Source organism: Accumulibacter sp. (assembly GCF_029255145.1).
Taxonomy (GTDB): Bacteria; Pseudomonadota; Gammaproteobacteria; order Burkholderiales; family Rhodocyclaceae; genus Accumulibacter.
Genome location: NZ_JAPUVQ010000109.1, coordinates 1 through 22918, shown reverse-complemented (window position 1 = coordinate 22918; position 22918 = coordinate 1). Strand labels below are relative to the sequence as shown.

At 65.0% G+C, this 22918-nt stretch carries 19 protein-coding genes and 2 pseudogenes; 15 read left to right on the top strand and 6 right to left on the bottom strand.

Annotation, left to right across the window (positions count from 1 at the left end):
* A pseudogene (locus Q1L50_RS11305) lies at nucleotides 1-172 on the top strand (IS1595 family transposase); the annotation flags it as partial.
* A gap of 121 nt (nucleotides 173-293) precedes the next feature.
* Here the strand turns inward: Q1L50_RS11305 and Q1L50_RS11300 are convergent.
* On the bottom strand, nucleotides 294-668 hold the full coding sequence (locus tag Q1L50_RS11300; RefSeq protein ID WP_300338692.1) for a hypothetical protein: 375 nt from the start codon (nucleotides 666-668) through the stop codon (nucleotides 294-296).
* A 314-nt stretch (nucleotides 669-982) separates the two neighbouring features.
* Here Q1L50_RS11300 and Q1L50_RS11295 point away from each other — a divergent pair, with 314 nt between their 5' ends.
* Nucleotides 983-3064: a hypothetical protein gene (locus Q1L50_RS11295; RefSeq protein ID WP_300338691.1), complete on the top strand. Its 2082-nt coding sequence runs from the start codon at nucleotides 983-985 to the stop codon at nucleotides 3062-3064.
* A 481-nt stretch (nucleotides 3065-3545) separates the two neighbouring features.
* On the opposite strand, the gene Q1L50_RS11290 is transcribed toward Q1L50_RS11295, so the two are convergent.
* The 3 genes from Q1L50_RS11290 to Q1L50_RS11280 are packed head-to-tail and all read right to left on the bottom strand — an operon-like array spanning nucleotide 3546 to nucleotide 6600.
* A complete protein-coding gene (locus Q1L50_RS11290; protein ID WP_300338689.1) occupies nucleotides 3546-4610 on the bottom strand; it encodes a HAMP domain-containing sensor histidine kinase in 1065 nt (354 codons plus the stop codon).
* Nucleotides 4611-4616: 6 nt separating this feature from the next.
* A complete protein-coding gene (locus tag Q1L50_RS11285; RefSeq protein WP_300338688.1) occupies nucleotides 4617-5321 on the bottom strand; it encodes a response regulator transcription factor in 705 nt (234 codons plus the stop codon).
* On the bottom strand, nucleotides 5296-6600 hold the full coding sequence (locus tag Q1L50_RS11280; protein WP_300338685.1) for a PAS domain-containing protein: 1305 nt from the start codon (nucleotides 6598-6600) through the stop codon (nucleotides 5296-5298). The genes Q1L50_RS11285 and Q1L50_RS11280 overlap by 26 nt, the downstream gene beginning before the upstream one ends.
* A 275-nt stretch (nucleotides 6601-6875) precedes the next feature.
* Between Q1L50_RS11280 and Q1L50_RS11275 the strand changes: the two genes are divergently transcribed.
* The 12 genes and pseudogenes from Q1L50_RS11275 (at nucleotide 6876) to Q1L50_RS11225 (ending at nucleotide 20960) form a co-directional block, all read left to right on the top strand.
* A complete protein-coding gene (locus Q1L50_RS11275; protein ID WP_300338682.1) occupies nucleotides 6876-7781 on the top strand; it encodes a DUF692 domain-containing protein in 906 nt (301 codons plus the stop codon).
* Nucleotides 7765-8613, top strand: coding sequence for a DNA-binding domain-containing protein (locus Q1L50_RS11270; RefSeq protein ID WP_300338680.1), 849 nt, complete (start codon nucleotides 7765-7767; stop codon nucleotides 8611-8613). The genes Q1L50_RS11275 and Q1L50_RS11270 overlap by 17 nt, the downstream gene beginning before the upstream one ends.
* A gap of 100 nt (nucleotides 8614-8713) precedes the next feature.
* Nucleotides 8714-9010 (top strand): DUF2282 domain-containing protein, encoded by a 297-nt coding sequence (locus Q1L50_RS11265; RefSeq protein WP_300338678.1) that lies wholly within the window; start codon nucleotides 8714-8716, stop codon nucleotides 9008-9010.
* 76 nt (nucleotides 9011-9086) lie between these two features.
* Nucleotides 9087-9581, top strand: coding sequence for a DoxX family protein (locus Q1L50_RS11260; protein WP_300338676.1), 495 nt, complete (start codon nucleotides 9087-9089; stop codon nucleotides 9579-9581).
* 36 nt (nucleotides 9582-9617) lie between these two features.
* Nucleotides 9618-10445, top strand: a complete 828-nt coding sequence (locus Q1L50_RS11255; RefSeq protein WP_300338673.1) for an SDR family oxidoreductase — start codon at nucleotides 9618-9620, stop codon at nucleotides 10443-10445.
* A 2-nt stretch (nucleotides 10446-10447) separates the two neighbouring features.
* Nucleotides 10448-11491: a cyclase family protein gene (locus Q1L50_RS11250; RefSeq protein ID WP_300338670.1), complete on the top strand. Its 1044-nt coding sequence runs from the start codon at nucleotides 10448-10450 to the stop codon at nucleotides 11489-11491.
* 13 nt (nucleotides 11492-11504) lie between these two features.
* Nucleotides 11505-12989, top strand: coding sequence for a GMC family oxidoreductase (locus tag Q1L50_RS11245; RefSeq protein ID WP_300338667.1), 1485 nt, complete (start codon nucleotides 11505-11507; stop codon nucleotides 12987-12989).
* Between the two features lies 1 nt (nucleotide 12990).
* Nucleotides 12991-13641: pseudogene (locus Q1L50_RS20035) on the top strand (glycogen debranching enzyme N-terminal domain-containing protein); the annotation flags it as partial.
* A 157-nt stretch (nucleotides 13642-13798) separates the two neighbouring features.
* Nucleotides 13799-15028: an amylo-alpha-1,6-glucosidase gene (locus tag Q1L50_RS20030; protein WP_366145230.1), complete on the top strand. Its 1230-nt coding sequence runs from the start codon at nucleotides 13799-13801 to the stop codon at nucleotides 15026-15028.
* Nucleotides 15029-15111: 83 nt separating this feature from the next.
* A complete protein-coding gene (locus Q1L50_RS11235; protein ID WP_300338664.1) occupies nucleotides 15112-17865 on the top strand; it encodes a glucosidase in 2754 nt (917 codons plus the stop codon).
* A 12-nt stretch (nucleotides 17866-17877) separates the two neighbouring features.
* Complete coding sequence (locus Q1L50_RS11230) at nucleotides 17878-18687, top strand: aquaporin (RefSeq protein WP_300338662.1); 810 nt, start codon at nucleotides 17878-17880, stop codon at nucleotides 18685-18687.
* Entirely contained in the window at nucleotides 18684-20960 is a 2277-nt protein-coding gene (locus Q1L50_RS11225; RefSeq protein WP_300338660.1) for an NAD(P)/FAD-dependent oxidoreductase, read from the top strand. Before Q1L50_RS11230 ends, Q1L50_RS11225 begins: the two co-directional genes overlap by 4 nt.
* Before the next feature lie 235 nt (nucleotides 20961-21195).
* Here the strand turns inward: Q1L50_RS11225 and Q1L50_RS11220 are convergent, their stop codons facing one another.
* On the bottom strand, nucleotides 21196-21540 hold the full coding sequence (locus Q1L50_RS11220) for a P27 family phage terminase small subunit (RefSeq protein WP_300338658.1): 345 nt from the start codon (nucleotides 21538-21540) through the stop codon (nucleotides 21196-21198).
* A gap of 353 nt (nucleotides 21541-21893) precedes the next feature.
* On the bottom strand, nucleotides 21894-22292 hold the full coding sequence (locus Q1L50_RS11215) for an HNH endonuclease (protein ID WP_300338655.1): 399 nt from the start codon (nucleotides 22290-22292) through the stop codon (nucleotides 21894-21896).
* 341 nt (nucleotides 22293-22633) lie between these two features.
* On the opposite strand from Q1L50_RS11215, the gene Q1L50_RS11210 reads away from it, so the two are divergent.
* Nucleotides 22634-22819 (top strand): DUF3489 domain-containing protein, encoded by a 186-nt coding sequence (locus Q1L50_RS11210; protein WP_300338652.1) that lies wholly within the window; start codon nucleotides 22634-22636, stop codon nucleotides 22817-22819.
* Nucleotides 22820-22918: the final 99 nt, after the last annotated feature.

Sequence of the window (22918 nt, the reverse complement as noted above, 5' to 3'; positions counted from 1 at the left end):
CTACCACGCTTTCGATTTCAGAAAGTACGCCTACCGCTACCTGTCGGAGACACAATACCGCTTCAACCGCCGCTTCGACCTCAAGATCATCCTGCGACGCCTCATCCGTGCCGCCGCCACCACTGGCAAGCGCCCCGAGGTCTGGCTGCGGTTGGCTGAAGCACAGCGCTAATCAGGATCTCGAATGTGTGGCCCCGGAGACCCTTGAAAAGTCATCCGAATCCCGCCCCGCTCAGTGCCTGTCGTCATCCGTGCCGCCAGCCCGATCAGATCAACGAATTCTCGCGCCTCGATCACAGCACATCCTTCACTTCCTTGGCCACCTCATCGATCCCCGCGTCCCGGTTTCTCTCGATGAAGTTGAAAACCCAGCGCACGATCGCCCACCCCGGCAGGCAGCAGCCGAAGATCAAACCGCCCAGTGCCACCAGGCCAATCACCGAGTCCACCCACTCCTGCAGCCGGAAGTACTGGACGGCAATCGCCCCGCCACCGATTCCGGTGACCACGGTACTGATCAATCCGACAGCCCACTCGCGCATTGAGCGCGGCGGCGGCGTCATCAGCATCACAACGATGGCCGAGAGCAGTGCCCCGCCCGCCGCCGCGCCTCCAGCAGCCTTGAACGCCGCGGCCCCGGCGACGCCACTACTGGTTGGTTCTGGCATGGTAAACCTCCAATGCAAAAAAGACTGCCGAAGGCGTTTGCCTCGGGCGGTCGGGTGGTGAACGGGTGGAGTTGGCGGCAGTGATCTACGGCACTGCCATCAGGTGTCCGGCGTTGCGCGAACAACGTTGGCTCCGTTGGCGAGTATCCAATCTTCGTGGCAGAGCAAGCGGTCTTGGTCTATACCTTAGTTCGACAACAGTCCGCACGAAGGCGGATTGGATGTGGACCTAATCGTAGAGCATGCTGAAGTCTCTACTGGAACCATAGAGGACATGCCCGGCGGGCTGGCCGGGGTGCTGGAGTAGGAGCGTCATGGCGATGGAAAATCAATCTGGATTCAGTATCGCTGTCGCTTTGTTGATGGGATTGACCCTGCAGGGCTGCGTGGGCCCCGTCAACATGCTTCTAGGAGGCGGGTCGGTGGATCTCAACCCGCGCTTACGGGGAGATCTCTTGTCCTCGGAAGGTTTGCCGGACGGCCGCTTTTTTTCGGACGGCACCTGTCTGAACGGCCAGCTGCCCACCCATGATTGCCACTTCGTGAGCACCTTGCGTCACAGCCTCCTCACGCATCAAGATCTACAGCGCCTACGCCGCTCGACCTTTTTCTGGATGGAAAGCGACGGCTTTCCCATCCTCTCGTACGAGGTGATCGCACGCAACCTCGATGTCATCACCGAAGACCAGCCACCCAAGACAGTTGTCCGGCAAGCAACGGTCGGTTCCTGCTGGGGTTTCCCCACGCGCGAAGCAGAAACCCGGCGAAGTCTCTCCGGTCTGGAGTTCGTGCTCAACCCGCGAGCCATCGCCAAGCAGGTCGACGTCGCCCTGCAGGAATGTGCCGCTCCAATGGCCGGCGCGACGGCTTCCGAGGCTCTCGTTCCGGTCACAAGCGCCTGCATCGACCAAAGCATCGCCGCCCAGACCTCTGTTGAGGCACATCCGCTTCCGGAAATTCCGCCGCTCTGCGTAAAAGACGTTCCGCTTTCGGCGCGCATGATGGCCGACTTGAGTTATTCCGTCACACTGCAATCCCGCTCGACCATTGATTTGCAAGCGATTTGGCCGGGCGTCACTGTGAACAGGATTCCCCTCAAACCCCATCTCAAAACTGTTCCGGTCGAAGGAAGCCGACTCTTTTCGCGGCGGATGGAATTCATGCTGCAGGATCGCTCTCCGGATGGGTCGACCACCCTGCAATGGCGCTGGAGCGTGCCGAATGACAGCGAACAATGGCAGGAAAACTTCAGCCCGCATATCGCGGTCGTCAATGCCCGGGTGCGCAAGGGCCCGCAAACCGAGGGAGACAAGACATTTCTCCCGATGAGATCTCTTGAGTTTGGACGCCATCACTGCCGCCACACAAGCGCCTCCGGCGACACCGAATTTGCGGTGCAAACCTGCGACTCTTCCATGATTCACGTCACGCCCGCCTACGATGTCGAGGACTTCGGGCAAGTTCCGATCGATGACGGCGACCGCCTCTTCTGGACGGCCGAAGTGCGTCTGCCGCCCGGGTCCACCTTGGTGCAAGCGCAGGACCCGGTTTTCCTCGAGTTGGATTTGACAGCCTTTAATGTGGCCGACCAAACCGGTTCGGGCTTACGCGCCGAACCAGCCGCTGGTGATTTGGGGCTCACGCCCACGGGAGGGCCTTCTCAGCCCAACGTGCCGGCCTTTGTCTTGCACAACGAAGGCGCTCTGGTGCAGCGCATCGATCGCGTGACTGTAAGGGGCCGCGATGCCGCCGAGTTTGGCACAGCGATCCTGAGTTCCGTTCAGTCATCTCGCAGCGGTTCATCGGCCAGTGTACCGGCCGTGGGGTTGCCAGTGACAATTCGCGCCGGCACTTCCGTTCTGGTCGAACTCACGCCGCAGTTCCGGACGATGGGCGAAAAGCAGGCCGAGATCACGGTGTATTTTGAGGACCTGCGGCACATCCCGCGCACGATTCGCGTTCCGCTCACCGCGGTCGCGGTCTCCCCGCTCATCGACGTGGTACCGCGGCAGCTCGTATTTTACACCGAAGGCACCACCGCCTGGTCGGTGCCTTCTGTCGAACGTTCGGTGGTGTTGACCAATATTGGAACAGCCCCGTTCACGCGCCAGCGGCTCACCCTGGAGGGCCCTGCCGCTCAGGACTTTGAGGTGCTCAAAGGCGAACACGGCTTGGCCCCGTCTGATCTTGCTCAACCGCTCCGTATCGATGGAGGGGATGCGGAAGTCTATCGCTTGCGCTTTACGCCGTCGGTCGCAGGCGATCGCCGCGCCGTTCTTCGACTGCATACCAGCGAAGGCGAGGTCTCCGCCCAACTCATTGGCCAGTGCCAAGGCGCCTGCCAATCAGTTCGCCGCTCAGACCCGCCGACGGAACGACCCACCCGGGTGCAGTAGATGGAGCAGAGTCGTGTAGCCCGCGGGAATCACACGCCCATCTCGCACGGAACCGAAGGGGAACTTCTCCGTTCATCGTGTCATCCGGTAAGGCTGCATGATTGGCGACCTCGTCGATCCCGGCGTCCCGGTTCCTCTCGATGAAGTTGAAGACCCAGCGCACGATCGCCCACCCTGGCAGGCCGCAACCGAAGATCAAGCCACCCAGCGCCACCAGCCCGGTCGCCGAATCCACCCACTCCTGCAACCGCGAATACTGGACGGCAATCGCCCCGCCGCCACTGGAGCGCTGCCTGGACCGTGGTCCAAGCGCGTGAACGTCGGCCTGGAAGCAACCAGCCTTTTCCGATCACCCACCGCAACCGTCGCGTCGCTGTCATTGCTGATCCGAATGCGCCGGACGGGCGCTGGCGCGCAGCAGCTGAATCGGGGGCGATTCTGGTTTTCCGACTCGGGATGAGGGGCGCCAGCGCACAGGCGTTCAGCCCTGCAACTGCACGGCAGGTAGGTCGAAGCGGAACGTGGTCCCAACCCCGGTGGCGCTGTCCACGGCAATGCTTCCACCATGCAGTTCGATGATCCTCCGGGTGATCGCCAAACCCAGACCGGCGTTGCCCGCGCTGCCGAACTCGCCACGGTCGACGCGGTAGTAGCGATCGAAGACCTGGGCCAGATCCTCGGGGGCAATGCCGCGACCGGTGTCGCTGATGCTGACCAGCACGTGCTCCGTCTCGGCGGCCAGTTCGATGCACACCGAGCCGCCGGCGGGCGTGTGGCGGATGGCGTTCTCGAGCAGGTTCTCGAGGACGCGCTCGATCATGCCGATGTCGGCCCGCACCGCCGGCACTGCGCTGGCAAAGCGATGTTCGAGGCGCAGGCCACGCTGATCGGCTGTGAGCTGGAACTTCTGCAAGACGTCCTGCACCAGTTCGGTCAAGGGAAAAGTTTCCGCCTGCGGGCAGACGTCGTGGGCCTCGAGCTTGGTGAGTTCGAACAGGTCACGCACCAGCTTACCCAGTCGGTCGCTGTGTTTGGCGGCGATATCGAGGTAGCTGCGCGCCTCGTCGGGAGATAGCGCGCCATGCTTCAGGAGCAGGATCTCCAGGTAGCCCTGCATCGACGCGAGCGGCGTGCGCAGGTCGTGCGACACGTTGGCGAGCAGTTCCCGGCGCTGCTCGTCGTTACGTTCCAGTGCCCGCAGTTGCGATGCTATGCGGTCCGACATTTCCTGGAATGCGATGACCAGGCGATCGATCTCGTCGCCTTGCGGCTTGGCGTGCAGGCTGCGCAGCGGCTGGCTGAGGCCATGGGCGCGAAACGCATCCATCTCGGCGGCCAGCAGACGCAAGCGCCGAGTGAGAAAATTGAAAACAATCAAGGCAGCGAGCAGGGAAAAGGCAATGGCACCAATGATCAGATCGGCGGCCAGCTCAAGCAGGCGGGGGCCCTCCAGCATCTGCTCCGTCGCCACGATGAAGGCGGCGCCGAGGGCAAAGAACACCAGCATGAGCGCGATCGCCAGCTTGCCGTAGAGCGATCGCAACATGGACGTTCAGCCGGCGCACTGGTCGCGGAATTTATAGCCCACTCCCCACACCGTCAGGATGAACTCCGGCTGGTTCGGATTGGGCTCAATTTTCGCGCGCAGGCGGTTGATGTGCGCATTGACGGTGTGCTCGTAACCGCTGTGGCTATAGCCCCACACCTTGTCGAGCAGTTGGGCGCGGCTGTAGACGCGGCCCGGGTGCTCGGCAAAGTACAGCAGCAGGTCGAACTCCTTGGCTGTGAGATCGACCGGCTTGCCAGCCAGCGTCACTTGCCGCCGCTCGACATCGACTTTCAGCGGCCCCGAGTCAAGGACCTTGCGCTGTTCGGCCGGATGGGCAAGGTGGTCCACGCGGCGAAATATGGCTTTCACCCTTGCTGCGAGTTCGAGCACACTAAAGGGTTTAGTGAGGTAGTCGTCGGCGCCCATCTCGAGGCCGAGAACGCGATCGAGTTCGGTGGATTTTGCCGTCAGCATCAGAATTGGTGTATAGGTGCCCCTGCCGCGAATGCGGCGGCAAATCTCCAGTCCGTCCAACCCGGGGAGCATCCGGTCGAGAATCACCAAGTCATAAACCCGCGACTCCGCTTCGGCGAGGCCGACGATCCCGTCGTAGGCAGTCTTGACAGCGCACGACAACTCGCTGAGCTGGATCTCGATCAGCCGGGCAATGTCCTCGTCGTCCTCAACTACCAGAACCTGTCGTACCATGTTGGTTCCCTTGCGGTTGTCCGGCAGAGTGCTTCGCCGCCTGTTGTTGCAGCATTTCGAGAGCCATCTCCCTTTCCATCTCGGCCCCGGCACGCGCCGCGAAGACGCGGTAGATGGACGCGACCAGCATCTCGTCGCCCATCGGCTTGGTGTCGAGAAAGGCGAGATGGCCAATGACCTTGCCGTCGCTGGCGAAGATCGGAATTCCAAGATAGCCTTCATAGCCCGCTTCGACAGGAAAGATCGTTCCCACCTCTCTCGGGTGGAAGCAGACGCGGCCGCTCTTGACAACGGTCTCGCAGGGAGTGCCGGGCAGGTCATACTCGAAATCGTCAAGGAAGCCGTGATCCGACCAGAAGGCAAGCGTCCGCAGGCGACTCGTCGGGTAATCCGCGCACTGGGTGATGAAGGCGCACGAGACCTGTAGCGCGCAGGCGAAATGTTGCACCAGGGTGCGATAGAACGCCTCCCCGGCCGCGCCTGCGGTGCCCTCCGCCATTTCGTTGAGGATGGTTTCAAACCGCTTGATGCGTGTGACGTCGGTATCCAGACCGACCATGCGATACGCCTTGCCGCTGGCATGACGGACCGCCGTTCCCCGAGATAGTATCCAGCGCGTACCACCATCCCGATGCAGCATGCGATATTGCTGTTCGTAGGGCTCGCCGGCGCCCTCGATGTTGGCTTGGAGTGCGGCTTCCACTGCCGTCAGATCGGCCGCATGAATCCGCTCCCGCCACTGCTCGCGGCAGTCGGGAAAGTCGCTGTCGGCAAACCCGAGCATGCTCTTCCAGCGCGGCGAAAGCAGCATTTCGCCGGTTGCCAGATTCCATTCCCACAAGCCGTCGCTGCTGCCGCGCAGGGCGAGCGCGTAGCGCTCCTCGCTCAACTGCAGCGCGGCCTCGATCTCCCGGCGTCGCTGCTCGGCTGCGATCTCGTGCCGCCGCCGCCTGGCGGCCGCATCGGCGAGCGCTTCGATGGCAAGCTTGACGGCCTGGATTTCGTCGGTCGCAGAACGATTGGCAATAACGAGGTCGCCCGATCCAAAGGCTTCGCGATGGTCGCGGGCAAGGCACGCCAGGGGCTTGATGACCTGTCGATCGACGGCGATCGCGCTGACCACCAGCAGTGCCGCTGTAGTCGCCAACGCGGCCAAGGCCAAAGCCGTTCGCCCGGCCGGCAGCGGCGCTTCCGGAAGCCAGCCCCATGCCAGGTAGGCCGCCGCAAGAACGCCGAACAAGCCGGGCAGCAGCAGGATCTTCCATCTCAAGTTGGTCACGGAGCGTCCTCCACCGGTCCTTCGCGCAGCGGTCACAGCCTCGACCATAGGCGAGGCAAGCAACATATGCAAGCTCCCGCTTCGTACTCCCGGCCGGTCATTGGTGGGGCCGGGGTCGGTGCATGCCGCTGTGACCAAAGTTTGAACGCGGCGTGATACGTCCGTGATTTTCGGTGGCCATACTGCTTTCGACGATGCACAACAAACGAGGAGACGGGGTTACCCCGGCGGCTACCCCGGCTGCCAGGCGAGCCCGTTCGAGGAGGACAAGCCACATGCCTGCTACAACCGAATCCGTCGTGAGCCATGGTAGCGCCGTGGCGCCTGGTGCGCCTCGCACTCGCCCGCTTGCCGCGGAGATCCCCGCCCGCAGTGGGGTCGGGTTGCGCGCGCCGCACTACCGAGAAATCCTCGCCACGCTGCCGGCCATTGGTTGGTTCGAGGTGCACAGCGAGAACTACTTCGGCGGCGGGGGCCAGCCACTGAACTACCTGGAGCGCATCCGTGCCGAGTACCCGATCAGCCTGCACGGTGTCGGTCTGTCGCTGGGCACGACGGACAGCCTCGATCATGCACACCTGCGGGCCTTGAAGAGCCTGATGGCGCGCATCGAGCCCGGCTTGGTGTCGGAGCACCTTTGCTGGAGCAGCGTTGCCGGCCGACACGTGAATGACCTGCTACCGCTGCCCTATACCGAAGAAGCCCTAGCCGTGGTCTGCGCGCACGTGCGCCAGGCGCAGGAGGCGCTCGGCCGTCAAGTTCTGATCGAAAACGTCTCCAGCTATCTGCAGTACTCCCATTCGACGATCGACGAGTGGGACTTCATTGCTGAAGTCGCCGCTCGCAGCAGTTGCGGCATCCTGCTCGACATCAACAACATCTACGTGAGCGCCTGTAACAACGGTTTCGACGCGCGGCGCTACCTGAACGCGGTGCCAGCGGCAGCGGTTGGCGAGATCCACCTCGCCGGTTTCGACCGGATGGACGACCTCCTCATTGATACGCACGGCACCCGCGTCGCCGACCCAGTGTGGCAGCTCTACGGCGAGGCCGTCGACATCTTCGGCGCCCGGCCGACACTGATCGAGTGGGATACCGACCTGCCGCCGCTGGCAGTACTCTTACAGGAGGCGGCTACCGCCGATCGCGTGCGAGGGGAAAGATATGCCCACGCTGCGTGAACTGGAGCTTGCTTTCGTGCGCGGCATGTTCGACGCGACCGACGTCGCGGCCGAGAGCTTCGTCTGCGCCAACGGCATGGCGCCGGCGGCGCGGCTGGCGATCTACCGCAACAACATCGTCCAAAACTATCGCGAGGCGCTCCGCGACGTCTATCCGGTCGTCGAGCGACTGGTCGGAGAGGCCTTCTTCCGCTTCGCCGCCGATAGCTACATCCCGTGCCATCCGTCCTGCCAGGGCAACCTGCATGGCTTTGGCGGCGAGTTCGCCGCTTTTCTCGAGCAATTTCCCCCGGCGGCCGGTTTGCCCTATCTGGGCGACGTGTCGCGACTGGAATGGAACTGGCATGAATCGTTTCACGCCGCCGACGCCAGCGCGATGGCGATCGACCGGTTGATGACGGTGGCGGAAGCCGCGCTGCCGTCGCTGCGCTTCCAGTTGCATCCGAGCTGCCGGCTTCTGGCATCGCCTTTCCCTGTTGACCGCATCTGGGCGGCCAATCAGCCTGACGCGGCAGAGAGCGTGACGGTCGACCTCGCCGCTGGTGCCGTGCGCCTGCTGATCCGCCGTCGGGGTGATGCGGTGGCGATCGAGCTCGTCGGTGACCCCGAGTTCGCGCTGCTGGCCGCGTTGATGCAGGGTCTGCCGCTGCAGGGTGCGCTGCACGCGGCGCAGGCGTTCGATACGAGTTTTGACCTCGCTGCCTTTCTGGTGCGGCGGGTGACCAATAGCACGCTGGTCGGGTTCGTCGCCCCGACCGGCGCCACGATCGGGTCGGCGACCCCGCCCGATGCGCGGGCACCGTCGCCAACGATCGCGTTGACAGAAACGTGATCTTTCGGTGAACAGGGCGTGAAGTGCGCTCTGCATACTGACCACAGATGGGATGCCATCCTGTCTGATCTCTTCAACCAACCCGTAAGGAGAACCAACCATGAACCACTCAGAGCAAATCATCCGCAGTGCAATCGCCGGTCTGCTAGCTCTCGGCGTCAGTGCGGCAAGCACCCAGGCCATCGCTGCTGCCGGCGACAACGAAAAGTGCGCCGGCATCGTCAAGGCCGGCAAGAACGATTGTGGCACGAGCAAGAGTTCGTGCGCCGGAACCGCCAAGGTGGACCGCGACCCCGAGGCCTGGGTGTACCTGCCCAAGGGAACCTGCGAAAAGATCGCTGGCGGCACGGTCACCACCAGCGCGATGGCCAGACCCGGCGGCGCCGCAGGCAAGTAGGCCTGGTGGTTTAGCGCCCTGTCCAATGCAGTCGCAACGGACAGGGCGACGTCGATCAATTCTGGAGGAGACTGAAATGGATCTCGTGGCGAATCGAAACAGCGGCATTAGCGTAGCCGCCGACCATCCTGGCCGTATCGTACGCTGGGCACAACTCGCGCTGCGCGCCGCCGACTGGTTGGCGCCAGGCCTCGATTTCGGCATCCGCCTGCTGGTCGGCAGCGTCTTCTTTCAGTCGGGGATGACCAAGATCGCTTCCTGGTCGTCCACTGTCGCGCTGTTCGAAAACGAATACGCGGTCCCCGGCCTGCCACCGGAGGTGGCCGCCTACCTCGGTACCGGCGTCGAACTGTTCATGCCCGTGCTGCTGGCGCTGGGTCTGGGCGCGCGTGCGTCGGCCGCCGCCCTGTTCGTGTTCAACATCGTCGCCGTGATCTCGTATCCCGACCTCTCCGAGATCGGGCTCCAGGATCACCAGTATTGGGGCCTGCTGCTGCTCGTGACCTTGTTTCACGGTCCCGGCAAGCTCTCCCTGGATCATCTGCTCCGCCGCAGGTTTCTTTCCCGCTGAGGTGACGTGATGACTGAATCCTGCGGAGTGTGCGAAATGCGGATGCATCAGACCAACATCCGGGAAACCACGCTCGACGGTCAGCGGGCCATCGTGACGGGTGCCAACTCGGGAATCGGCGAGGCGATCGCCAAGGGCCTGGCGGAAGCCGGCGCGGCCGTGGTGGTGAACTACGTCGCCGACGACGAGAATGCCCGGCGGGTCGTCGATGAAATCTCTGCTACCGGTGGCCGCGCTTTCGCCATCAAGGCCGATGTCAGCAACGAGGAGCAGGTGCAGGCGATGTTCGAGCGCGCCATCGCCGAATTGGGATCGATCGACATCGTAGTCAACAACGCCGGCTTGCAGCAGGACGCCCCGTTTCACGAGATGACCCTGGCGCAATGGCGCCAGGTGATCGACGTCAATCTCACCGGCCAGTTCCTGTGCGCGCGTGCCGCAGTGCGCGAGTTCCTGCGCCGCGGGCTGATGCCGCAACTGTCCTGCTCGCTGGGCAAGATCATCTGCCTGTCGTCGGTACATGACATCATCCCCTGGGCCGGGCACGCCAACTATGCGGCGAGCAAGGGCGGCGTTTCTATGCTGATGAAGACGATGGCGCAGGAACTCGCGATGCAGAAGATCCGCGTCAATTCCATTTCGCCGGGGGCGATCAAGACGCCGATCAATACCTCGGCGTGGGCGACGGCGCAGGCGGAAGCGGCCTTGCTGAAGCTGATCCCCTACTACCGGGTCGGCGAGACCCGTGACATCGCCAGGGCTGCCGTCTGGCTCGCTTCGGATCACTCCGACTACGTCACGGGCGCAACGCTATACGTCGATGGCGGCATGACGCTGTATCCCGAATTCCGGGAAGGAGGGTGAACATGTACCCACTTTTCAAGCAGGCGATTCGCGCCGGTGGCGTTGCTACCCTGGGCTTGGCCTTGAGCCTGGGCACGGCGGCGGCAGCGCTGGCCGCGGGTTCTGACTCACGCGCGCTTGCCACGCCCTTGCCCGATGGCCAGAAGCCCTGGTGGCCAAGCCGTTACGGTGCGGATGACCAGCTCGGAACGCTCAACGAGATCACGCCGGCGATCACCGCTGCCGCCGCCCGCTTGGTAAAGACAGGCACGGTCGTCGACCTCGGTCGCGTTCTGGACGAAGACACGCCCAAGTTTCCCGGTCGCTACTGGCACCAGACCGTCGATATCTCACCGCACTGGACCAACCTGCGTCGTCGCGACGCGGTAGGCCGGGGTTGGGGCCGCAACGAAATCAACTGGATCACCGAGATCCAGGTTGGCACCTTCCAGGTGGGGACGCAACTGGACTCCATCGGGCACATTCAGATCGGCGACCGCTTCTACAACGGCTGGACGACGGCCGACGTGGTCGAGGACTGGGGTCTGAGCAAGTTCGGCATCGAGACCGTACCGCCCGTCGTCACGCGCGGCATTCTCGTCGATGTGGCGGCGTACAAGGACGTTCCACGGTTGCCAAAGGGCTACGTGATTAGCGTTGCCGACATCGAAGGTGCCTTGCAGCGGCAGGCGATCGACGTCCAGGCAGGCGACGCCGTACTTTTCCACACCGGCTGGGGTGGGCTGTGGGGACGCGACAACGCGCAGTTCCTCTCGGGCGAGCCTGGGCCCGGCCTCGATGTCGTGCACTGGCTGTACGCACGGCATGTCGCGCTCACCGGGGCCGACACCTGGAGCTACGGCCCGGTCCCCGGTGAGGACCCCGAGCGGCCATTCCTCGTTCCGCAGACGATGTACGTGAAGATGGGCTTGTTCGGCCTGGAGAATCTCGCCACTGAGGAACTCGCGCGGCGCCGGGTGTACGAGTTTCTGTTCACCCTGACCCACGCGCGGACCCGGACCCGCGGCTCAACCGCCGCGGTGATCGCGCCGGCGGCTGTGTATTGAAGGCGGGCGCGACATGGACTACGACGTGATCATCATCGGCTCCGGCGCCGGCGGCTGTGCCGTTGCCTATCACCTGACGCAGTCGGGCAAGCGCGTGCTGCTGCTGGAAAAGGGCACGGTGCTACCGAGGGACGGTAGCACCCTGGACGCCGACAAGGTTCTGCGGCGCGGCATGTTTCTCAGCGACGAGCCCTGGTTCGATCGCCATGGGGCGACGATCGTGCCCGAGGAACACTTCAACCTCGGCGGTAAGACCAAGTGGTATGGCGCCGCCCTGTTGCGCTTCGCCGCCCACGAATTCGCCGCGGATGCGGATCATGCCTGCCTCGCCTGGCCTTTCCCCTACGAGGAACTGGCTCCGTTCTATGACGAAGCCGAGAAGCTTCTCGGCGTCCGCCAGTTCGGGGTCGAGGCCAACTTCCAGCAGATCGTGTCTGGTTTGCGGCGCCGGGACGCGCAATGGCGCCGACAGCCGATGTCCCTTGGCCTGGCGGCGGAGATCCTCTCCCATCCCGAAGAAGCGCGCCATTTCGACGCCTTCGCCTCGGTGCGCGGGCTGAAGTGCGATGCCGAAACGTCGCTTCTCGCGCGCGTGAGCCACAAGCCGAACCTCACCATCCTCACCGGCAAAGCCGTGTCCGGCTTCGTCGCCGCCAGCGGCGACGCGACGCGCGTGAACGGAGTCGTGTGCGACGACGGCAGTCGCCATCACGCGGCCGCGGTGGTGATCGCCGCCGGCACCCTGCACAGCCCTCGCCTGCTGCAGTCCTACCTGGAGCGAACGGGTCTGGCGGAGGCCTTGCCGAGCTATCAGCAGGTGGGCCGCAATTACAAGGCGCACGTGCTGACGGCAATGCTCGCGCTGTCACACCGTCCGGTCACCGACGTGTTGTGCAAGACGCTGCTCTTGCTGCACGACGGCATGCCGCACAGTACCGTTCAGACGCTCGGCGGCAATCTGGCCGAGGAGATCGTGCGCAGCCAAATGCCCCGCTTCGTGCCGGACTGGCTGGCGGCGCCGATCGCCAAGAGGGTTTATGGCCTGTTCCTGCAGACCGAGGACGGGTCGCATCCGGACAATCGCGTCGTCGCCACGGCAGAAGGCAGTGATCGCCCGCTGCTCGAGTATGACCTGGCCCGCTTGCCCGCCGCCCAGGCGGAGCACCGGCGTCTCGTACAGACACTGCAACGCCAGTTGCTTGGACTGGGCTATGTCGGGCTGGTCAGGGCGATTCCGCTGCAGGGCACCGCGCATGCTTGTGGCACGCTGGTAACCGGCAACGATCCGGCGACTTCCGTCGTCGATGCCCACGGCAAGGTGCACGGCATGGGCAACCTGTACGTCGCCGATGGCAGCGTGCTGCCACGCTCCAGCCGGGCCAACCCGGCGCTCACCATCTATGCCTGGGGCCTGCGCTTGGCAAGTCACCTCGGCAGTTCGGTGCTGGCCGGCAGGAAGGCCGCAGCCGGATTCATCGTAGCGCACGAGGGAGTCTGAGATGGTCATCCAACTGCCCACTGTCGTGCGCTTCGGTCGCGAAGTCTGCGGCCAACTGGATCAGGCCGAGCGCCGCGAGTGGTGGCTGGCCAACGGCCGCGGCGCTTGCGCCGCCGGCACCGTCGCCGGCTCGCTGACGCGCCGCTATCAAGGCTTGCTGGTGGGGCCGCTGCAGCCGCCGCTCGGGCGTTACCTCGTAGTCGCCAAGGCCGATGCGAAGCTGACCGACGGCGAACAGCGCACGCCGCTGTCTACCAATCGCTTGGGCGACGGCAGCATCGCGCCAGCGGGATACGTCCATATCGAATCGTTCCGCCTGAAGGGCCGCATGCCGGTATGGCGCTTCGCCGTGGGCGAGGTGTCGATCGAACAGCGCTTGTGGATGGAGCACGGGGCGGACACCACTTACGTCGCCTTCCGTCTGCTGTCCGGAAAGCTCGTACAACGCAAGCTCACGCTGCAGGTGGCTCTGCTGGTCAATGCCCGTGATCACCATGGCAGCGCCCGGCCGGGGGACTTCGAACCGTTGATCGAAGCTGACGACAGACAACTCGCCATTCGCCATCCAAACTGGTTCACGCTCCACCTCAAAGCGGCTGGTGGCTCCATCGCCGCGCGCCACGACTGGTGCGAGCGCTTCGACCTGCCGCTGGAGCGCGAGCGCGGCCTGCCCGACCGCGACAACCATCTTTGCGTCGGCGAGGCGACACTGTTGCGTCGGCGAGGCGACACTGGATCTCAGTGGTGGCGAATGGGTCGGCGTCGTCGCCAGCCTCGACGCCGACGCGTCCAGCGACCTCCAGGCAGCCATGGGGCGGGATCTGGCGCACGACGCCAGTTGTCTGCAGCGCGCCAGGGACCAGGTTCCCGAGCTGGCCGCTGCTCCCGGCTGGGTCGATCAACTGATCGTCGCCGTCGACAGCTTCATCTTCGCCCGCCCGACGCTGGGCGCGCCCGACGGCGAGTCGGTCATCGCCGGCTATCCCTGGTTCGGCGACTGGCGCCGCGACACCATGATCGCGCTGCCGGGGCTGGCGTTGGCGACCGGTCGCGCAGACACTGCCGCTCGCATCCTGCGCACATTCGCCCGCTTCGTCGACCGCGGCATGCTGCCCAATGTCTTTCCCGGCGCCGGCGACAGCGCCGAGTACAACACCGCCGACGCAGCGCTCTGGTACCTGGAGTCATGGCGAGCCTATGTCGAGGCGAGCGGCGACCTGAGCGGCCTGCGCGAAGTGTATCCGGTACTGCGCGACATCGTCGATTGGCATGTTCGCGGCACGCGCTACGGCATCGGGCTGGACGCCGGCGATGGTCTCCTGCGCGCCGGCGAAGCGGGCGTGCAGCTTACCTGGATGGACGCCAAGATCGCCGATTGGGTGGTCACGCCGCGCATCGGCAAGCCGGTCGAGATCAACGCCTTGTGGTTCAACGCGCTGGCCTCGATGAGCGAATTTGCCGAGCGCCTGGACGAACCGGCGGCACCCTACCGCGCCCTGGCCGACGCCGCGCGAGCCGGTTTCCAGCGCTTCGTCATGGCCGGCGACGGCGGACTGTTCGATGTCCTCGACGGGCCTGCTGGCGACGACGCGTCGCTGCGACCGAACCAGATCCTTGCCGTGAGCCTGCCGCATTCGCCTCTCGACGAGGCGGCGCAGGCCGTCGTCGTGGGGTGCGTCGGCCGCTCCCTGCTCACCTCCTACGGCCTGCGCTCGCTGGATCCGCGCCATCACGACTTTCGCCCGCAGTACCGTGGCGGTGTCTGGGAACGCGATGCTTCCTACCATCAGGGGCCGGTATGGGGCTGGCTGCTGGGACACTACGCGCTGGCGGAGTACCGTGTGCACGGCAACGCGCCGGCCGCGAAGCAGCGCCTCGAAGCGCTTTGCGACCATCTACTGGACGCCGGTCTGGGAACGGTCAGCGAGATCTTCGACGGCGCGCCGCCGCACACACCGCGCGGTGCGCCCTCGCAGGCCTGGTCGGTGGCGTGCACGCTGGAGGCCTGGTGGCGACTCGCTCGGGCGCAGCGGTCTTGACGAAAGCATCGACTCGGATGCCGGACTGCGGGGCGATGCGGCGAAGTGCACAACGGGACAACCTCTTTCTTGTGGAGCAGACGATGAGACTCAACGAGATCTTGAACAGCGAGCGGCAACGCCTACAAGCGCAGCACGAAGGACGCAAGAACTGGCGCCTGTGGGGTCCGTACCTGGCTGAGCGCGCCTGGGGAACGGTGCGCGAGGACTACAGCGAGGGTGGTAGCGCCTGGGAATACCTCGACCACGATCAGGCGCGCTCGCGCGCCTACCGCTGGAACGAAGACGGCATGGGCGGCATTTGCGACGAAAAGCAGCGCCTGTGCTTCGCTCTCGCGCTGTGGAACGGCGCCGACCCGATTCTCAAGGAACGCGCCTTCGGACTCACCGGCAACCAGGGAAACCACGGCGAGGACGTCAAGGAATACTACTTCTATCTCGACGCCACACCGTCGCATAGCTATCTGCACTATCTCTACAAGTACCCACAGGCGGCCTATCCGTACGCGCAACTGGTGGCCGAGAACGCTCGCCGCAGCCGCCAGGATCCCCCCTTCGATCTGCTCGACACCGGCGTCTTCGACGATCAGCGCTACTGGGACGTGGACGTGCGCTACGCCAAGGCCTCGCCCGAGGAGATCCACATCCGCATCAGTGCCAGCAACCGCGGGCCGCAGACGGCGACGCTGCAGGTGTTGCCGACGCTGTGGTTCCGCAACACCTGGTCGTGGGGCACCGGCGTGGACGAATGGGGCAGCCCGCAAGCCGTGAGCAAACCGCTGCTGGCTGCGGCACCAGCGCCCGGCGGGGCGCAGTGGGCCGTGCGCGCCGAAGACGAGACGCTGGGCGCCTACTTTCTCTACGGCCGGCAGCAGGCCGAGCCGCTCTACACCGAAAACGAAAGCAACGCCGAGCGCCTGTGGAAGCAACCCAACGCGACGCCCTACGTCAAGGACGCTTTCCATCGTTACGTGGTCAACGGCGAACTGGCGGCAGTGAACCCCGCCCGTACCGGTACGCGCTTCGCGGCGCGGCATGTGCTGACGGCGGCCGCCAGCGAGACCGTGAGCATTGAACTGACGCTGGTGCGCGGCGAACGACAAGCGCCATTCGCCGCGCAGGAGGCGGTCTTCGTCGAACGCGAGGCCGAAGCGACGATCTTCTACGAGAACCTGCAAGTCCACTGCAACCGTGAGGACGCCCGCATCCTGCGCCAGTCGTTGGCCGGCATGATCTGGTCGAAGCAGTTTTTCCACTTCGACGTGGCGCGCTGGCAGGATGGCGACCAACTGCCGCCACCGGCAAACCGCAAACACGGACGCAACCGCACTTGGCGGCACATGAAGGCAGCCGACGTCATCTCCATGCCGGACAAGTGGGAGTATCCCTGGTTCGCCGCCTGGGATCTGGCTTTTCATTGTGCTGCGCTGGCGCTGGTAGACGTGGACTTCGCCAAGGATCAGATCGAATTGCTGCTCAGGGAAGCCTATCTGCACCCCAACGGACAGATCCCGGCCTACGAGTGGGCATTCAGCGACGTGAACCCGCCGGTGCTGGCGATGGCGGCGCTGAAGGTTTTTCGCAGCGAGCGCGTGCAGCGCGGCAAGGCCGATCTCAACTTCCTGGCGCGGGTCACGCACAAGATGCTGATGAACTACACCTGGTGGCTGAACCGCAAGGACGCCGACGGCAACAACGTCTTCGAAGGCGGCTTCCTGGGGCTCGACAACATCTCGGTATACGACCGCTCGCAACCGCTGCCTGCCGGCTATTCGTTGAAGCAGGCGGATTCCACCGGCTGGATGGCGATGTTCGCGCTCAACATGACGGTCATGGCGCTCGAACTGGCAGCCGAAATGCACGACTACGAGGACGTGGCGATCCAGTGCTACGAGCAGTTCATGGCGATTGCCAACTCGATTGCCGGCTACAGCCAGACCGGTCTGACGCTGTGGGACGAGAAGGACCAGTTCTTCAAGGATCTCGTCGTCGGCCCCGACGGGCAAAGCCGGCACATCGACGTCTTTTCCTGGGTCGGTCTGATCCCGCTGTTCGCCGTCGAGGTGATCGACCAGCGCCTGCTGCACAAGGTGCCGCGCTTCCGAGCCGCTCTGGTCGGGCATTACCGAGGGACCTTCGACGGGCACAAGGTCACCCACTGTCCGATTCAGAGTAACGTCCGCGAAGAACACCTGTTGTCGCTACTCGGACCGGCGCGACTGAAGGCCGTCTTGCAGCGGGTACTGGACGAGCGCCAGTTCCTGTCGCCCTTCGGCGTGCGCAGCGTCTCGCGCGTTCACGCCGAGCAGCGCGACCTCGGCACGCTGCCGGGAATTGGGCAGGCGCTCATCGAATACGTTCCGGGCGAGTCCAACTCGGGGCTTTTCGGCGGCAACTCGAACTGGCGCGGGCCGATCTGGATGCCGACCAACTATGTGCTCGTGCAGGCGATCGAAAAGTTCCACCGCTACTACGGCGACGGATTCCTGGTGCCGGCGCCGTGCTGCGAGGGCGGACAGACCACGCTCAAGGAGGCCGCCAAACTGATCTCGGAGCGGCTGGTGAACATTTTCCGCCGCACGCCCGACGGACGCCTGCCGGTTTTCCCGGCCGGATCGCCGTTCCAGAGCGATCCCCATTGGCGGGACTTGTTGCTCTTCCACGAGTACTTCCACGGCGACACCGGACAGGGTCTCGGCGCGATGCATCAGACCGGCTGGACAGGCTTGGTGGCGAATCTGGTCGAGCGCCGCTATCGCGTCGATATTCCGGCCTTCTGGCGGCAGCAGCAGGAAGCAGACGCCGCGCGTCGGCCCGAGACGGCCAAGCTGGTCTAGGAGAGCCTAGCCATGCGCCATGCCCTGCGCCAGCACTGGCCCGAGTATCTGATCGAGGCGGCGGGTCTCGGGGTGTTCATGGTCTCGGCGTGCCTTTTTGTGGCGCTGATCGAACACCCGGCGTCGCCGCTGCCGCAGCTCATCGCCGATCCGGCGCTGAGGCGCCTCCTGATCGGCATCGCCATGGGGCTCACCGCGATCACCCTCATCTACTCGCCCTGGGGCAAGCGTTCGGGGGCTCACCTCAACCCGGCGGTGACGCTGGCTTTCTTCCGGCTCGGCAAGATCGCGCCTTGGGACGCGCTGTTCTATGTCCTCTTCCAGTTCGTCGGGGGAGTCGCCGGAGTGGCGGTCGCGGCTCTGCTCCTGCACGCGCCCGTGCTGGCGCATCCGGCCGTGAACTTCGTCGCGACGCTCCCCGGTGAGCAGGGTGCGGCTGTCGCCTTCGTCGCCGAAGTGGCGATCTCGTTCGGCCTCATGTTGACCGTGTTGTTCGTCAGCAACTCGCCGCGCGTCAATCGCTACACGGGTCTCGTCGCCGGAGCGCTGGTCGCTCTGTACATCACGATCGAGGCGCCGCTGTCGGGAATGAGCATGAATCCGGCGCGCAGCTTCGCTTCGGCCGTGTCGGCGCAACAGTGGACGGCGATCTGGATCTACTTCACGGCACCGCTCTTCGGCATGCTCGGCGCCGCGGCGGTCTACGTTCGCCTCAAGGGGGCGGCAGCCGTGCTGTGCTGCAAGCTGCACCACGACAACGGGCAGCGCTGCATCTTCCGCTGTCGCTACGGCGCGCCAGGCGCAGGAGGTCAAGAGCCATGAAGAACCCGCACGCAGCGAAGCTCTCTTACCGACTGGCGTGGCTTCCCGGTCTCGTCAATCTGTCGGTCGTCGCCTTGCGTTTTCTCGAGCGCTCGGCCGGCCCGCTGGTCGAGTTGCTGATCCGTCTAGCGCTGGCACAAGCGTTTTTCGTCTCCGGCGTCCTCAAGGCCGGCAACTGGGACAACGCGCTCTATCTGGCAGCCAACGAGTATCCGGTCTCCTGGCTGGACCCGGCGAGCGCGGCCTGGCTCGGCGTACTCATCGAACTGGCCGGCTCCGTCCTTTTCGCGGCAGGGCTGGCGACGCGCCTGGCGGCGCTGGCGCTCGCGGTGCTGGCGCTGGTCATCCAGTACAGCTACCAGAGCCTCGACACGCACCTCTTCTGGGCGGCGCTGCTGTTCTGGTTCGTCGTGCGTGGCGCCGGTGCGCTGTCGCTCGACCGGCTGCTCGCCCACGGTCTGGCGCGCACGGCGGTACCGTTTGCCGCGGCAGCACTCCGCTTGTGCGCCGGCGCCACCCGCTGGCTGGCGCCGCTGTACTCGCTGCTCCTGCGCTTGTGGCTGGCAGTCGCCGCCGTGGCTGCCGCCGTTGGCTTCACCATCGCCGCGTCGAGCGGCGGCGCGATTGACGTCGCGGCGTTGTTGCCGGTCACTTCGGCGGCCGCCTTCGCGTCGCCCTTGACGCTCGCTTGCGCCGCGCTGCTGGCCTTGGGTTGCGCCAGCCGCCCGGCTGCCCTGCTGCTGATGCTGGCTGTTTCCGCTGAGCGCATGCTGGGACCGGGAGTCGAAGCCTATCCCTATTGGTTCATGGCGCTGGCGCTGCTGACTCTTTCGGGTGCGGGCCCGCTGTCGCTGGATGCGCTGGTCGAGCGCGTCTTGCGCCGTCGCTTTCCGCAGCTCGCCGGCCAGCCGGCTTTTGCGCTCGACAGCTTGCCGCGAGTGGTGATCGTTGGCGCCGGTTTCGGCGGGCTGACTTGCGCCGCGGCGCTGACCCGCGCGCCGGTGGCGGTAACCGTGATCGACCGTCACAACTACCATCTGTTTCAGCCGCTTCTCTATCAGGTGGCCACCTCGGGCCTGTCGCCCGGTGACATCGCGACGCCGGTACGCGGCCTCTTCCGCGAGCACTTCAACGTGCGTGTTCTGTTCGGCGAGGTAAGCGGTGTCGACCACGTCAGGCAGGAAGTGCTGATGGACGGCCAGCGCGTCGGCTACGACTACCTGGTGTTGGCCACCGGCGCGGCACACTCGTATTTCGGCCGCGACGACTGGGCGCCCCATGCACCCGGACTGAAGCGCGTCGAAGATGCCACCGAAGTCCGGCGGAGGCTGCTCACTGCCTTCGAACAGGCGGAGGTGACCGACGACCCTGCCGAGCAGGCGAGCCTGCTGACTTTCCTGATCGTCGGCGGCGGCCCGACCGGCGTCGAACTCGCCGGCGCCATCGCCGAACTGGCGAAGTTCGGCATGGAGAAGGACTTCCGCCGCTTCGACCCGGCCGCGTCGCGGGTGATACTGGTGCAGTCAGGCCCGCGCCTGCTGCCGACCTTTGCCGAGGACCTGTCGCAGCGCACCCGGCAGGCGCTGGAGACCCTCGGTGTCGAAGTTCTCGTTGAAAGCCGGGTCGAGAGCATCGACGACAGCGGCGTGATGGTCAACGGCAAGCGCATCGCTGCGCGCACCGTCTTGTGGGCCGCCGGCGTCGTCGCTTCGCCAGCGGCGGCGTGGCTCGGTGCTGAGGCCGACGCGGCGGGCCGCGTCAAGGTCGGGCCGGATCTGTCGGTACGCGGCCTGCCCGGCGTCTTCGCCATCGGCGACACGGCGCTCGCCAACGCCTGGAACGGTACGCCGGTGCCGGGACTGGCACCGGCGGCCAAGCAGGGCGGCGCGTATGTGGCGCGGGTGATCCGCGCCCGCGTCGAGGGCCGGCCGGCGCCAAGCGCTTTCCAGTACCAGCACCTGGGCAGCCTGGCCACCATCGGGCGCAAGGCGGCGGTGGCGGACTTCGGCTTCGTCAAGCTGCACGGCGGCCTCGCCTGGTGGCTGTGGGGCGCGCTGCACCTCGGTTTCCTGGTCGGCCTGCGCAACCGCGTTTCGGTCATGCTCGACTGGTTCTGGGCCTATCTCACGTATCGCAGCGGCACGCGGCTCATTACCGGCGGCGGTGGCAGTCAGAAGACCGGGCAGCGGCACGCGGCGGCACGGGCACATGCTGAGCCAATGCGGGCAACTGCGCATCCAGGTGGATCGGCTGCCCGGCCAGCGGTCCCTTGACGTGCGGCAATCGCTCCACGAACGCGCACAGGTTGTCGGCGGGTTGGTAGGACCGCCCTGCTTGTCGGTGAGCTTCGGGTTGAAGCGCGGTACGGGCTGACCCTTCCCTTGAACCGCTCCAGATCGTCCAGTTGGCGCTGGCAGGCCAGGCGCACCCACTGGCACGCGGCAATATCTCCCCCGACCACTGCTTCGGCATATCGCCTGGCAATGGCGGCATAGTTGCGCACGGTCATCAGCCAGCGATCTCCGACCGGAGATCCGGCTCGTTCGTCGATTCGGCCGGCAGCGAAATCCGTGAGCGTGCCGCCGGCGTGAAGCCCATCTCGGCCTCGTAACCCTTCATCTCCAGCGCGAGATCGCGAATCACGTCCATCAGGGGCGAACGCCGCAGGATGCCGCTCGGGGTCTTGATGATCATTCCGGAGACGCCGGCGCGATTGATCCTCGACAGCGCCTCGCGATAGAGCCCGGAGCAGTTCGCCCAGCGCTCGAGCACCGCGCCGTAGAGCGCCGACAGGCGACCGGGCGGCGAATTGGCCACGGCGTAGTTCCATGCTTCCTTGGCACCCTCCGACATGTAGTCGGGCGGGGTGCACAGCGCCGTCGTGGGTTTCGGTTCCCGCCGGTTGGTCCGGCACTTCTGCAGGGTTCCCGGTTCCCTTGATCTCCTTGACGACTACGGGCAAGGGCTTGCGTCCGGGCATGATTTCGGGGGTTCCTGAAGTGGCCTAACGCCTTGCAAAAAAGGGCTATTTTGGCCATTTTGCACAAAAAAGTTCTTCATTTTGAACGCACAAGAATCTGGGCAGTGGCTCGCGTATGGCATATGCCATTGTAGAGAACTTAAGAACCATGGGGCCTGCAGCCAGGCGTTGTGCTCTTTATCGCGCTCGTCTATGAATTGGCCATATGACTAAAGAATGAGCGGTTTCAGCGGTCCAGGTCCGCTTGGCGACACCGCCTCGGGTTTCCAAAGCCGCCGTCATGTCTTGCGGTGAGCCGGGAATGGCAGCGACTGCAAAGTGACTGCAAATTGGATCGCTCATTGTTTTGGCTGTCTCCATTGATGTGATCGACGACGCTGGCAGCGCACAAGGCACCTCGCCGCAGGCATTCGCGGCATAGCGGCTCATCACGCAGCACCTGAGCACGTAGGGCTCGCCACGCGGCGCTGTTCGTGGGCAGGGCACGTTTCTCTTGTCGCTGCCGCTTCCCCACGTTGCTGTCCCATTGGCGGCGATCGCTCCGGTGCGCGTCGCAGTAACCCGGTGTGGTCAGCACCGCACCGCAACCCGGGTGCCGGCAGGGCGTCGGCGCTCGCAAGGGCATTCGCATCTTTCTTCGTCGGAAGACTTGGCTTCGTGATTGAACAGCGCGTTCATGTGTTCGTCATCAACCACGGCCCTGAAGGAGCACGACATGACCACGGCGATCCCACTCACCAACACCCAGCGGCAGGTCCTCGAACACGCCGCCGAACAGCCCGATGGCCGCCTCGGCTGGTTCCCCGATCACGTCCAGGGCGGCGCCCGCAAGAAGGTGATCGAAGGGCTCTGGAAGAAGGCGCTGATCACCGGCGTCGGCCCGGACTGGTTCATCGCCCCCGAGGGCTACGACGCCCTGGGGCGCGTCCCGGTGGCCTTGCCGACCACACACACCCCGACCCCGAGGTGGAAGCCGCCCTGGTGGCCACCGAGGCGCAATGGGTGGCGGAGAAGGCCGAGGCGGATCTGCAGCAGGTCGCCTCCGACCACAAACCCCGCAGCCGCGAGAACAGTAAACAGGCCACCGTGATCGCCATGCTCAAACGCCCCGAGGGCGCGACAATTGCGCAAATTTGCGCATTGACCGGCTAGAGTGTGTTGACATTCAAGCGACGCCGGAATGCTCAGCGCCCCCCTCGGTCCATCGAACGAGCGCGGCATCGAGGCCAAGGGTGACCGCTATCAGTCGAT

Bases quoted from the DNA above. Each gene is read 5' to 3' on its own strand.
- Q1L50_RS11300 (WP_300338692.1), bottom strand. From the start codon at position 668: ATGCCAGAACCAACCAGTAGTGGCGTCGCCGGGGCCGCGGCGTTCAAG.
- Q1L50_RS11295 (WP_300338691.1), top strand. From the start codon at position 983: ATGGCGATGGAAAATCAATCTGGATTCAGTATCGCTGTCGCTTTGTTG.
- Q1L50_RS11290 (WP_300338689.1), bottom strand. From the start codon at position 4,610: ATGTTGCGATCGCTCTACGGCAAGCTGGCGATCGCGCTCATGCTGGTG.
- Q1L50_RS11285 (WP_300338688.1), bottom strand. From the start codon at position 5,321: ATGGTACGACAGGTTCTGGTAGTTGAGGACGACGAGGACATTGCCCGG.
- Q1L50_RS11275 (WP_300338682.1), top strand. From the start codon at position 6,876: ATGCCTGCTACAACCGAATCCGTCGTGAGCCATGGTAGCGCCGTGGCG.
- Q1L50_RS11270 (WP_300338680.1), top strand. From the start codon at position 7,765: ATGCCCACGCTGCGTGAACTGGAGCTTGCTTTCGTGCGCGGCATGTTC.
- Q1L50_RS11265 (WP_300338678.1), top strand. From the start codon at position 8,714: ATGAACCACTCAGAGCAAATCATCCGCAGTGCAATCGCCGGTCTGCTA.
- Q1L50_RS11260 (WP_300338676.1), top strand. From the start codon at position 9,087: ATGGATCTCGTGGCGAATCGAAACAGCGGCATTAGCGTAGCCGCCGAC.
- Q1L50_RS11255 (WP_300338673.1), top strand. From the start codon at position 9,618: ATGCGGATGCATCAGACCAACATCCGGGAAACCACGCTCGACGGTCAG.
- Q1L50_RS11250 (WP_300338670.1), top strand. From the start codon at position 10,448: ATGTACCCACTTTTCAAGCAGGCGATTCGCGCCGGTGGCGTTGCTACC.
- Q1L50_RS11245 (WP_300338667.1), top strand. From the start codon at position 11,505: ATGGACTACGACGTGATCATCATCGGCTCCGGCGCCGGCGGCTGTGCC.
- Q1L50_RS20030 (WP_366145230.1), top strand. From the start codon at position 13,799: ATGGGGCGGGATCTGGCGCACGACGCCAGTTGTCTGCAGCGCGCCAGG.
- Q1L50_RS11235 (WP_300338664.1), top strand. From the start codon at position 15,112: ATGAGACTCAACGAGATCTTGAACAGCGAGCGGCAACGCCTACAAGCG.
- Q1L50_RS11230 (WP_300338662.1), top strand. From the start codon at position 17,878: ATGCGCCATGCCCTGCGCCAGCACTGGCCCGAGTATCTGATCGAGGCG.
- Q1L50_RS11225 (WP_300338660.1), top strand. From the start codon at position 18,684: ATGAAGAACCCGCACGCAGCGAAGCTCTCTTACCGACTGGCGTGGCTT.
- Q1L50_RS11220 (WP_300338658.1), bottom strand. From the start codon at position 21,540: ATGTCGGAGGGTGCCAAGGAAGCATGGAACTACGCCGTGGCCAATTCG.
- Q1L50_RS11215 (WP_300338655.1), bottom strand. From the start codon at position 22,292: ATGCCCTTGCGAGCGCCGACGCCCTGCCGGCACCCGGGTTGCGGTGCG.